Source organism: Exilispira thermophila (genome assembly GCF_055389015.1).
Map to the genome: position 1 here is coordinate 458,850 of NZ_AP042476.1, position 12,883 is coordinate 471,732.

At 24.2% G+C, this 12,883-nt stretch carries 11 protein-coding genes; 7 read left to right on the forward strand and 4 right to left on the reverse strand.

The genetic code is table 11. From position 1 onward, the window contains the following. Window positions 1-149: 149 nt before the first annotated feature. The 4 genes from ACZ5EC_RS01910 (at window position 150) to ACZ5EC_RS01925 (ending at window position 6,601) form a co-directional block, all read left to right on the forward strand. The gene (locus ACZ5EC_RS01910; protein WP_464303276.1) at window positions 150-779 is read left to right on the forward strand and encodes a DUF7986 domain-containing protein; all 630 of its coding nucleotides are present in this window, start codon (window positions 150-152) and stop codon (window positions 777-779) included. A 930-nt stretch (window positions 780-1,709) separates the two neighbouring features. After that, on the forward strand, window positions 1,710-3,878 hold the full coding sequence (locus ACZ5EC_RS01915; protein ID WP_464303277.1) for an FAD-dependent oxidoreductase: 2,169 nt from the start codon (window positions 1,710-1,712) through the stop codon (window positions 3,876-3,878). Window positions 3,879-3,985: 107 nt separating this feature from the next. After that, entirely contained in the window at window positions 3,986-5,137 is a 1,152-nt protein-coding gene (locus ACZ5EC_RS01920) for an NAD(P)/FAD-dependent oxidoreductase (protein ID WP_464303278.1), read from the forward strand. 105 nt (window positions 5,138-5,242) lie between these two features. Next, a complete protein-coding gene (locus tag ACZ5EC_RS01925; RefSeq protein WP_464303279.1) occupies window positions 5,243-6,601 on the forward strand; it encodes a tetratricopeptide repeat protein in 1,359 nt (452 codons plus the stop codon). 124 nt (window positions 6,602-6,725) lie between these two features. Here ACZ5EC_RS01925 and lexA read toward each other — a convergent pair whose 3' ends face one another. After that, window positions 6,726-7,379, reverse strand: coding sequence for a transcriptional repressor LexA (lexA, locus tag ACZ5EC_RS01930; RefSeq protein ID WP_464303280.1), 654 nt, complete (start codon window positions 7,377-7,379; stop codon window positions 6,726-6,728). 231 nt (window positions 7,380-7,610) lie between these two features. Between lexA and ACZ5EC_RS01935 the strand changes: the two genes are divergently transcribed. Beyond that, the gene (locus ACZ5EC_RS01935) at window positions 7,611-8,540 is read left to right on the forward strand and encodes a GAF domain-containing protein (RefSeq protein ID WP_464303281.1); all 930 of its coding nucleotides are present in this window, start codon (window positions 7,611-7,613) and stop codon (window positions 8,538-8,540) included. A 39-nt stretch (window positions 8,541-8,579) separates the two neighbouring features. Beyond that, window positions 8,580-9,224 (forward strand): class II aldolase/adducin family protein, encoded by a 645-nt coding sequence (locus tag ACZ5EC_RS01940; protein WP_464303282.1) that lies wholly within the window; start codon window positions 8,580-8,582, stop codon window positions 9,222-9,224. Window positions 9,225-9,336: 112 nt separating this feature from the next. On the opposite strand, the gene ACZ5EC_RS01945 is transcribed toward ACZ5EC_RS01940, so the two are convergent. Then, a complete protein-coding gene (locus ACZ5EC_RS01945; protein WP_464303283.1) occupies window positions 9,337-10,551 on the reverse strand; it encodes a tetratricopeptide repeat protein in 1,215 nt (404 codons plus the stop codon). A 240-nt stretch (window positions 10,552-10,791) separates the two neighbouring features. On the opposite strand from ACZ5EC_RS01945, the gene flgB reads away from it, so the two are divergent. Continuing rightward, complete coding sequence (flgB, locus tag ACZ5EC_RS01950; RefSeq protein WP_464303284.1) at window positions 10,792-11,208, forward strand: flagellar basal body rod protein FlgB; 417 nt, start codon at window positions 10,792-10,794, stop codon at window positions 11,206-11,208. Window positions 11,209-11,260: 52 nt separating this feature from the next. Here the strand turns inward: flgB and ACZ5EC_RS01955 are convergent, their stop codons facing one another. Together ACZ5EC_RS01955 and ACZ5EC_RS01960 are read right to left on the reverse strand one after the other, a co-directional pair. Beyond that, window positions 11,261-11,731 carry a hypothetical protein gene (locus ACZ5EC_RS01955; protein WP_464303285.1) on the reverse strand — a complete coding sequence of 157 codons (471 nt, stop codon included), beginning with the start codon at window positions 11,729-11,731 and terminating at the stop codon, window positions 11,261-11,263. Window positions 11,732-11,764: 33 nt separating this feature from the next. Next, window positions 11,765-12,874, reverse strand: coding sequence for an FAD-binding oxidoreductase (locus tag ACZ5EC_RS01960; RefSeq protein ID WP_464303286.1), 1,110 nt, complete (start codon window positions 12,872-12,874; stop codon window positions 11,765-11,767). Between the last annotated feature and the right edge of the window lie 9 nt (window positions 12,875-12,883).

A 12,883-nucleotide genomic window follows, 5' to 3' on the forward strand; every position in this document is an offset into this window, starting at 1 on the left:
AGGATATTTAACCTAAAAGGTGAATTTAGTAAAAATCCTCTTATCTCTTTATTTATAGCATAATTTAAGATTTTCTTATATATATGTTTGAAATTTAAGTAAATCAGGATACAAAATAGCAAAATAAAACTTTATTATAGGAGAATACAATGACACTTGTTGAAAAATATGAAATATATAGAAAGATTAACAAGGAACTAAATAATAAAATAATGAAGTTCTTTGTTAACCATGATGTATTTGAGAAATCAGCAAGGTTACTTGGTATTTTTCATGGAGGTAAGATTATATTTGATAGCAAGGATGAAATAAGCTCTTTTATGGATTTTACTCTTAATGAACACATAGTGGATAATAAAAGTATCCTGGAAATTTATCAGGAGAAGATAGGCTGGCAAAATGAGATAGAAAAGAATGTATTAGATGCTTTGCTTATATCACACACTTCTTTATTTAAAATTACTTCTATTCAGAAGCTTCAGAATACAGTAATCTTAAAAGACATTTTAAACAAAACTGATAACATAAAACTAATAGATACTGGCTTAAGTAAAACAGCTATTGTAGATTTTTTATTGTTTATTAGACTTGTCTCATTTAAAAATTTTAACATGACTTCCGGTGCATTATTTGCTTTTCCTGGCAACTTAGAAAAATATCTTCTAAATAAATACAAGAAGCTAAGTAAGAGAATTAAATCAGATAGCGATTCTGTAAAGAGATTTGTTTCATTTTTTAAATTAAATAAAACTGATGGAATTGAAGTGAGATATTTATAAATAAAAAAGCTTTTTTATCAAAGTATATTATCCTGTTTATTTTTTGTTTAAATTTCAAACAACTTTTTTTAAAATGAAAAAATCGATAAAATTTAATTATTTTTTAAAATAATTTTAAAAAATAGGATAATTATTATAAGTATTGCCTTGTTTTTATAATTTTTTTCATTAAAATTCTATAATATATTCAATTTTATTTATCCTTTATTATAATATTCACTTTAATTTAGCTTTTTTAAAATATAAAAAATTAAGAAATTTTAAAAAGTAAAATTTATAAACACACTGCAAAACATATATATTTTATTAAACCAAAAAATGCTTATATATCATTTTTTATGAACCAATATGCTCCATTAAACATGAATAACTTTTTTCATTTTTATAATTATATTGTGTTTCTTTTTGATATGAAGACATATATGTTGCATAAATTTCAACAATTGGTTTTTCAAGACCTTTTATAAATGTTTTAAATGTATTAAAAAAAAGATTATATAACTGTCTTAATGAGAAAAATTCTCGTGGTAGGTGCAGTTAATAATAAAATTGAAATTTTTTATATTTGATTAATAAGTTAAATTTATATGTCTATCCTTATTATAATTTTTCGAGTGGATGTCAGTTGCCAAAGGCTTAAGAGAAAAAAATAAAATATTTTAATTTAATACAATAAAAGATTAAATATAATAAATTCATAACTGTACTAAGGAGAGAAATTTTAATTAGGATATAATTTATTCTTTATTTTTTAAATATCTCAATAATTTCAATTTTATTATTAACAAAAAGGTTCTATCTCTTTTTATTGGATATATCAAGATCTTTATAAAATATTTGTTTGAAATTAAATGACAAATATTAAAAATTTGACAATTATTAATATTTTTATATATTTTGGCAAAAATATAGTTTAGTTTTGGAGAATATATGAAAAACCCTGAATTAATTTCTTCTCATCCAATTCTTGAACCAATCAAAAAAGAACTTATTACATTTTATTATAATGGAAAACCTTTAAAAGCAAGAACTGGTGAAATGATAACTTCAGCATTAGCTGCATATGGAATTTATAATATTGGTAAAAATCCAAACGACAAAAATTATCAAGGATTATTTTGTGCTAATGGGATGTGCAATCAATGTAGAGTTATAGCAAATAATGAAATTGTTAAAGGGTGTATGACCCCTGTAACAGAAGGGATGAAAGTATATTCAATTGAAGAATTGCCAAATTTAACTAAATCTGCACCAGAAAGTTTTCCAGAAATTTATGAATTACAGGTTGATGTTATTATAATTGGGGGTGGACCTGCCGGGTTATCAGCTGCAATTACACTTGCATCAAATAAAAGTGATATAAAAATTTTAATAGTTGATGATAAACAAAAACCTGGTGGAAAATTACTTTTGCAGACTCATAAGTTCTTTGGGTCAAAAGAGGATTGCTATGCTGGTACAAGAGGATTTGAAATTGCGAAAATTCTTGAAAATGAAGTTAAAAAATATAATAATATAAAAATAATGTCTTCAACATATTTTATTGGTGCTTTTAATGATTCAAAAGTTGGTTTATATAATGGAGAACATTATTTTATAATAAAAACAAAATATGCAATTTTAACAACAGGTGCAAGAGAAAAATTTCTTACTTTTAAAGGTAATCATTTGCCTGGAATATTTGGCGCTGGTGCTTTTCAAACTCTTTTAAATAGAGACCAGATTAAATGTTCAGATAAAATATTCATTATTGGTGGTGGAAATGTTGGATTAATTGCTGCTTATCATGCAATACAGGCTGGTATAAAAGTAGTTGGTATTTGTGATGCAGCAGCTAAAGTTTCTGGATATAAAGTACATCTTGATAAGATTAAACGATATGGAATTCCAATCTATTTAAATCATGTTGTTGTTGAAGCAATTGGTAATGAAAAAGTAGAAAAAATAACTATATCTCCTTGTGATAGCAATTTCAATCCTACATACAAAAATATCAAAACTTTTGATGTTGATAATGTTTTAGTTGCTGTAGGCTTAAAAGAAAACAATGAAATTGAATTTAATTTTAAAGAATCAAATATTAAATTATATAAAGCTGGAGATGCAAATGAAATTGCTGAAGCATCTTCTGCCATGTTTTCAGGAAAACTTGCTGCTTTAAATTTACTAAAAGATATTGGGGAAAATATTTCTATAGATGATTCTTTATATGAAAAAGAAAAGATTTTAAAGTCACCTGGTGGTAAAATCTATACTCCAGAAGAAAAAGATTCTAAAAATAATAGTTTTGATAAAATTAAAAGTGATAATATTTTCCCTAACCTTATCTGCTTTCAGGAAATACCATGTAATCCATGTGTGACTTCCTGTCCAGTTAATGCAATTAAAATGGATGGGGACCCAATTCTGGATCTTCCTCAATATAAAGGGGGGTGTATAGGGTGTATGCAATGTGTAGCAATATGTCCAGGTCTTGCTATTACTCTTGTTAATAAAAAAGATGAGGTTGATGGTAAAGTTAAGGTTACTATCTCTTTTGAGTTTGATAAATCATTTTTACCTGAGAAAGAGTTTAAACTTGTTGATTATGAGGGTAACTTTTTAGGAATAGGGAATCTGGATAATATTAAATATTTCAAGAAAGATAAAAGGTATCTTGTAACCTTGCTTGTAGATAAAAGTATTGCTACAAAAGTTGCATCATTTAGATTGCCTCTTTTAGAAGATATTGAAAAATATGTTGAGAATAAAATAGAAAAAGATGAATCACAAATTAATGAAAAGGATTTTCAATTACTAAAGCACAATACTAAAAATCTTCAAAATTATGTTTGTACATGTGAAAGGGTAACTGTAGACGAAGTAAGGAATATTATAAGAATGGGGATTTCTGATATTAATTTTATTAAAGCTGCTACAAGGTTATCTATGGGAGCTTGTGGAGGGAAAACATGTTCCACAACAATTGTTAATATTTTTAGAGAAGAAAAAATTAACAAAAAAGACATCATTTATAATAGACCTCGCCCTTTAACAGTAGAAGTCCCTATAAAGGCTTTTGCAGGGAAAAAAACTATAATAAAATTTAAAGATATTTAAGATTAAAATTAGTAATATTAAAATTTTATTTGAAAATATATAAAAACTTTTGAAATTTGTATAGCTGTTTTGAACTATATTATAAAAGGGTTGTTTAAGGATATTATATGAAAAATAATTTTGATGTAATAATTATTGGAGCAGGTTCTGTTGGAACACCAACAGCATATTTTTTATCTGAAAAAGGCTTTAAAGTTGCAGTTATAGAAAAAGAACATTCCCCAGGAAGAGGGCAAAATAGAGCAGCAATTGGTGGTATTAGGGCTACCCATTCTGTTTTTTCTAAAATTAAAATTGCCCAGGATTCTATTAATGTTTTTTCCAATTGGAAAGAGAAAACAGGTGAAGAGATTGATTGGTATCAAGGAGGATACATATATCCAATATATACTGAAGAAGATAAAAAAAATGTAATGGAATTATTAAAAAGGCAAAAATCTTTTGGTTTAGAAATAGATTGGATTTCAAAAGAAGAGGTTATTGAAATATTAAATGATATTGATTCAAATGGATTACTTGGAGGAATTTATTCTCCCTATGATGGAAATGCTTCTCCATTAAAATCAATATTTTCTTTTTATAACCAAGCTGTTAGAAATAATGTTAAATTTTATTTTGAACATACAGCTATAGAATTTTTAATGGATAATAATGAACAAATAATTGGAGTTAAAACAGATAAAGGGGAATTCTTTTCAAAATATGTTATTAATTCAACTGGTGTAAATTTAAGGGATTTAAATAAAAACATAAAAATAGAAATACCATTAAATCCAGATTGTCATGAAGCAGGTATTACTGAACCAGTTTCAAGAATGTTTGACCCATTAGTAGTTGATATAAGGGGGATGGAAACATCAAAAAATATCTATTTTTATCAAACTCCAGAAGGGCAGATCTGTTTTTGTCTTACTCCAAATCCAGCTATTTATTGTAACAATCTTAATTCAACAACAGATTTTTTATTAAATATTAGTGCTAGACTTGTTAAGATTTTTCCTGAGTTTTCTAAATTAAGAATAAGGAGAATATGGAGAGGATACTATCCAATGACTCCTGATGGACTTCCAATAGTTGAGTTAATAAACAAAAGTTATTTGATTGTTGGTGGTATGTGTGGTCAGGGTTTTATGTTAGGACCAGGGTTTGGTAAATTAATAACAAGAATTTTATCTGATAATATAACAGAACAGGATATGAAAATATTAAAAGAATTGAGTCTTTACAGAAATTTTAATAATGTTGAATTTTATAAATAAAGATTTTTTATAAATAAAGATTATTTGAAATTAAAGTATATAGAATTTTTGTTACAATATTTTTAATTTTGAAAAAATAAATTTTTGTGGTAATATTTAACTAATATGGATATAGTTTCAATTATTGTTATTGGTTTGGTTATTTCTTTGGTAGGAGCTGTCATTTATTATTTTATATTTAAATCAGCTATTCTGCAACTTGATAGTATTAAAACTCTTATCGAAAATAATAAACTTGATGATGCAATGGACCGACTTATTAAACTTTACAATAAAGATAAAAATAATGGTCGTATCCATTATTTAATGGGGCAAATATTTGAAAAACAGGAAAAGCTTCAACAGGCTATTAGTGAATATATATCAGCATTAAAAAAAGCAGGAACTATTTCAGAATCTGAGCAAATCCATATTCATTCCCTTTTAGCTGAGCTTTATTTTAAAGTTAAAAGGTTTGATGAAGCCCTTGGTGAATATCTTGTTTTATCTAAAAGATATCCCAATGATCCTTATTATCTTATGCAGATTGGTGAAATTTTTTTTGCTAAAAAGAAATTTTCAAATGCTACTAACTATTTTAAAAAATCTTTAGAATTGGAAGCTAAAAATCCAAAAGCACATTATAATATTGGAAGAATTTATTATTTTGCTAAAAACTACAAAGATGCAGAAAGACATCTTTTACAAACTATTAAATTTAGTCCAAAATTTTATGATGCATATTATTATTTGGGAATAATTTATTTACAACAAAACCACCCTAAAATGGCAATTCAATATTTGAAAAAAGCAGTATATTCAATTAAATTTAAAGGTCAGGCATATTTTCAAATAGGGGTAATTTTAGAAGCTTCTAGAAATTGTGAGCAAGCAATTGGTTTTTATACAAAAGCACTAAATAACCTCAAAGATAAAGATTTAATTTTGCAAGCGAAATATAATATTGCAAGTTGTTATGAAAAATTAGGAAAAATTGATGAAGCAGTAAAATTCTGGGAAGAGATTGCATTAGAAAATAAAAGTTATAAAGATGTAGATAAAAAACTTGCCTTATATGCAGAACTTTCATTAGATGATAAGTTTAAAGAATATATAATTGATAAAGGGGAAGATTTAAAAGGTTTAATTAATAAAATTATAAATCATCTTGAATATAAAATTTTAGAATATTATGATTTCAAAAATATTATTTATGTTATTGCAATACCAAAATCTATTGCTGAATCTTCAACTTCAAGAAGGGATAACAATTTATTTATATTTTACAGAAATATTGATATGACATTATTTGTTGATGATTTAGTTATTTTAAAAGATAAAATGAAAAAATACAATTGTTCTCGATTACATATTATTTTACCAAACAAATATACATCAGATGTTATTGAATATGCTCAAACTAGAAATATAAATTTAATTGATAAAGATACACTTCTAAAAATATTAAATTCCATCCATTTTTGATAATTTCTTTATAATAATATTTGTTATTTACTAAAACTTTTTTTATATTTAAAATGGCAAAATATTTTTTATATAATTTAGATATATTACAGTTTAAAAAAATTAGATAATACCTGAAAAAATTTTAATTGTAAAACCTTTGAATACCAACAACCTTTCCAATAATTCTTAATTCATCTGGATTAACTATTATATCTTCCATTGATTCATTTTCAGGATGGAGAATGATTTGATTATATTCTTTATCTATAATTATTCTTTTAATTGTAACCTCTCCATCAATCATTGCAACAATAATATCATTATTTTTAAATTCTGAACCAATTTTAACAATAACATAGTCCCCTTCTAAAATTCCTGCATCTTTCATTGAAAATCCAACCACTTTTAATGAAAAATATTCCCCTTTAGGAAATTTTTCAATATCAATAGCTAAATCCCCCTTTATATCAATTTCGGAAAAAATTGGTGATCCAGCTGCTACTGATCCTATAATTGGGATTTTTTTTAATCTAACAATATATAATGCTTCTTTAGTTAGTTGAATGGATCTAGATATGTTTTTATCCTTTGTGATAAATCCCTTTTTTTCAAGTCGACTAATATGTTCATAAGCAGTTTTAATATTAATTTTAAAATATGTAGCTATTTCTTGAACAGTAGGAGAGTAAGAATTTGATCTTTGAAAAAAATAGATAAATTTAAGTATTTCTTTTTGTTTTTCAGTTAAATCCACTTTATCAAATGATTTAAAAAATTGAATGTTATTGTTTCCCATAATAAACATTCCTTTATAAATTATTTTTTTTATATAAATTAATTTCTTTATATAGATCGTATTTATATTTTTATTACCCAAAATATATTGGGGTATTAAAAATATAGTATTTTTTTATATAAAAGCAAGTATAAAAATGATCTTTTTTATAAATTATAATTTTACTTTAAATTTTAATAAAATTGATTAATATTAATTTACAAATGGATATTTTAAAATAGGGGTAAGTTAATGAAAAAAATTTTAGATCCATTTATCTTAGAAAGTTTAAATGAAGAGTTAAGATATATAAGTAATTTTTTTTCTGAAAAAATGCATTCAAATATTGATTTTTATTTCTTTATGGAAAATAAGATTTTTGAGATTGATAAAATTAACATAAAAGAAATTGTTAATTTTGATTTTAATAATAAAGGTGAAATTGATTTAGAACTTTTAAAAGAAAAAATTGTAAATTATTTTAAAATAGAAAAAAACAAATTATTAATTACTTCTTATCTTGAAAATACATATCTTATAATTATATTTAAAAATTTTATAAGTGATAATGATGTGAAATTTATTAATAAAATTGTATCAAGTATTTTAATAAAATATATCTATGAATATAAAGTTAATAAACTTAATATTGATATAAAAAATTTGAAGGAATCACTATATCTTAGAGAGATGGAAATAAATACTATTTATAAGCTTGAAAAATTATTTTTAGAAGAAAATGATATAGAAGATTCAATAAAAAAAATATTAGAAGTTACAATAAATACTTTAAATTCAGATAACGGTTCTATTTCTATACTTGAAGGAGATAGCTTAAAATTTTATATAATTTCAGAAAAGTCTCCTGAGTTACTTATTAATAAAAAAATTAATAAGAATACAGGAATAATTGGAAAAGCAATAAATGAGAAAAAAACAATTATTGTAAATGATGTGGAAAAATCAAAAATATGGGCAAAAGATATTGCAAAAGAAGTTGATTACATTCCAAAAGCAATTATTGCAACTCCTATTATTGCTCCTGATAAAAATGTTATTGGTGGGATTGAAATTTTGCATAAAAAGGATAAAATACAATTTTCAAAAGCAGATGAAATTTTATTAACTATTTTTGCAAATCAAATTGGTAGATTTTTATATTACAAAAATATTAAAAAATAAATCATAAAAATATATAAAAAAATAAGAAAAAGGAATTTTATGAAATATTATTTGCAGAGAAAAAAACTTTTAAATTTTGTAAGGGAAATTGATAAAAATAGTCTTGTTGTTGGAACATGGGGGAATTTTTCAATAAGAGTTGAGAAAGATAAATTTTTATTAACACCATCTGGAATGAAATACAGTAATTTACAGATTTCTGATTTTGTTTTAATGGATACCAATAATAAGATATTGGATGGAGATAAAAAACCTTCAATAGAATATCATTTGCATTCCTATATATATAAGATTAGAAATGATATCAATTCAATAGCACATACTCATTCAGATTATGCAAAAATATTTAGCATTGCAAGAAAACCGATTCCACCTGTTGCTGAAGATTTAGTTCAAATTGTTGGTGGTGGAGTTAATATTTCTAATTATGTGTTACCTGGAACAGAAGATCTTGCTAAAGAAGCTGTTAATGCTCTAAAAGATAAAATGGCTGTGTTACTTGCTAATCATGGACTTGTTTGTGTTGGTAGAGATATTGATGAAGCTTTAAAAGTTGCTCTTGTTGTTGAAAAGAATGCCAAATCAATAATTTTGTCATATTTAATTGGTGGGCCAGTAGCATTATCTAATGAGGATGTAGAAATAATGAGAGATTTTTATTTAAATAAATATGGGCAAAAATAATCACATTATTTAATTAAAAAATATTATAAAATTAATAAAAAAAAATCAGAAGAAGAAAAATTATTTACTTTTTATATTATTGAATTAAAAATCACCATTGATAAAATTATAACTAGTCTGTTTTTTGTTTCTTTAATTCTTCAATTATCCAATTATAACTTTTGATACACATATTATTACCAAGCAAACTACCTTTTTTCCAGTATGCTTTGGAATGTTCATAATCTTTAATATTATAATATACAAGTCCAACCCAATAATAAGTATCACCATCGGATGGATTATATTCAAGAGATTTCAAAAGATAGGTTAACCCTTTATTAAATTGATTTAATTTATAATAACTTATTCCTGTTTTTTTTAATAAAAAGGAAACAAAGTTAAAGTTTAAAGAATAAAGTTTTATAGATAAAGAATAAGTTTTTTCAAAATATTCAGCAGCTTTTGAAAAATTGTTTTGCTTTTCATAGATTAAAGCGATATAATATGCTGAAGAAACAATATTATAATTATTTTCATATGAAATTGTAAAATTTTGCATTGCTTTAGCATAATCTTTTTTATAAAATTGTTCATATCCATCTTTAAATATTTTTTTTAATTCCTGTTCACTGTATTTTTTTTTCTTAGCCAATTTCTCATTTGTACTATCTTCTTTTTCTTCTTTTACTTCATTGTTAGTGTTTATATTTGAATAATCTTTTAGGTTATTTTCAACATTGTTTGATGAAGATTCATCATTTTTTGAATTTGAGATATTGTTATCTTCATTATCTGTGTTTGTGCTATTTTTATTAGCATCTACTGTATTATCATTATTAACAGTTGTTTCATTATCGTTATTAACACCATTGTTAGTATCAGTATCATTATTTATATTATTTGAAGAATTTGTATCAGAATTATTATTATTATTATTATTTATAGATGAATTGCTATTTTCTTTATCACTATCAGTATTATTTTTTTGATTATTATTTGAAGAATTGTTTTCAATAATTTTTAATAATTTGTTATATTGTTCTTCAGGTAAAGTTGATTTTAAGTTTTCTAAAAGCTTATAGATCTCATCTTCATTAAGTTCTAATGTTAAAATATAAATTTGGTAGAATAAATCATCATAAGAAGTTCTATTTAGAAAAAGTTTTATCCTCATTCTTGCAGCATTTATTTGAGCAATATTCATTCTTGGATCATTTAAAACCTGTAAGTCTTTAAAAAAATCATTTATGTCATATGCATAAATTTTTGGAGAGATTACAAAAAGATTAATAACTAATATTATTAAAATTAGAATTATTAAATTTAGATTATTATTTTTTGTCAAAGATTAAATCCTGAATTATTTTTATTTTTTAATTTATATTTATTTTTTATATTAAAATAAATTTTTTTTAATAGTAAATTTCTTTTAGTAAATTTTTTTTTATAATAATTTTTATAATAATAATTTTTTTTCTTATTTAAATTATAACTAATTTTATTTTCGGTAATTTTTCAAAAACTTTTTTAGTAATTTGTTTTTTTTCCGAAAAATAAAAAAAATCCAGGGTGGGGTAATTAAAAAATGGATTCAATTTCTTTTAGTATAAAAAATAGAGAAATATTGAAAAAATATATTACAGCTTTAGACAAGAGGCTTGATGTAATTGCTAATAATATAGCAAATGTTGATACTCCAGGATTTAAAAGGTCTGATGTAACTTTTGAATCCCAGTTAAAAAGAGCTATTATGTCTGAGCAAGATACAGGAATTAAAGCTATAACTACAAATAAAAAACATATCCCATTTAAAGTGCCTATAGATTGGAAAGAAGTACAACCTAAAAGGGTTTTAGATTATTCTACAACAATGAGAAATGATGGAAATAATGTTGATATTGATAAAGAAATGACTTATCTTTCAAAAACAACTTTAACTTATCAAGCAGTAATGGACCTATTAAAACATGATTATAATTTAATAAATTTAGTATTAAAATAATTTATATTTAAATAAATTAACTTAAATTAAAATAAATTAAAAATTTTATTTTTTATTCATTTTCTGGTTGAATTTCTAAAATTTCTGCAATATCTTCAGGTTCAAGTCTAAACAAAGATCCTTTTCCTTCATAAAATCCATGTTCGGATATAAGATGTATTAAAAGGTCAGTATATGTAATTTCTTTGTTTAATTTTTTATTTTTAACAATAATGTAAGTTTTTCTATATAATCCTTTATGTTTAAAGGGGCATGGTAATTTTCCCCTAACAGTATCAACTCTTACTTCAAAATGATCATTAACATTTATAAATTCACCAAGTCCTTCTAAACCTTTATCTTTAAAATATTGCATTTTTTCAGCTATCATTTTATGATCTAATCCCAATCTTTTAACTTTAGCATCATCATCTATTAAAATATCAATTAATTTTCTATTATCAGTGCCAAGAAATCCATCTTTTGTAATTTTTCCTGGTTTCATATTCTCCTGTATCAAATCCATTTCTAAAGTTTGTTTCATTAATTTCCTCCGAATAGAATATTTTGCTTTATTTTATGCAAATTTGTCATAGAAGATTAGATTAGCAGGGACCCCTAAATCTATAAACATATTTTCACAAGCTTTTACCATCCCAGGACTTCCACAAAGATATATTTCAAGATTTGAAGGATCTTTTACATATTTTTTTGCTATTTCAGTAACAAGACCCACTTCTCCATCCCAATTATCTTCAGGCTCAGGGTTTGATAATGCTGGAACAAATTTAAAGTTTGGTAACTTATTTTCTATTTCTTCCATAAGATCAAGATTAAAAAGATCCTTTTTAGTTCTTGCTCCAAAAACATAAGTTGCTTTTCTATTAATCTTTTTTTCTACCATATCTAATAAAATAGCTTTAATAGGAGCCATTCCTGAACCACCTGCAATAAAAATTATATCCCTATCTGAACCTCTCAAATAAAATTCTCCATAAGGACCATTAATTTTTATTTTATCACTTTCTTTTAAATGTTGATGAACATAAGTTGTACATATACCATTTGGTACATACCTGATTTCAAGTTCAACTATGTGATTATCTGAAGGAGCAGAGGACATTGAATAAGCTCTATAAACAGGAATATATGTAAGTTCATATTCTGGTACCTGAAATTGGATAAATTGACCCGCTTTAAATTTGATTGTATCTGGTTCTATTAATTTGAGTTTTACCTCTTTTATATCATGAGTTAGATCTTTTAAAGAGATAACCTCAGTTTGATATTCTTTAATATTAAAAAGTTCTTCAGGAATCTCAATGCTAATATCTTTTTTAACTTTTATCTGACATGCCAGTCGGATATTCTGATTTTTTTCCTTTTCATCAATCCAGGGTAATTCTGTTGGAAGATATTCACCAATATCACTTTTGACCTTTACTTTACAAAACCCACAGGAACCTCTACCACCACATGCAGATGGGATAAAAATACCTTCTTGCATTAATGTTGATAATAACGATTTTCCTCCCTCAACATCAAGTTCTTTATTATCATTTATTTTAATTTTAACTTCCCCATAATTTCCAATAGTTAAATCAGCTATAACCATAATTATAGATAAGAATACAGTAACTCCACTTACAGCAACTACACTAATAATTAGTGAATGTAATGAAAACATAAAAACCCC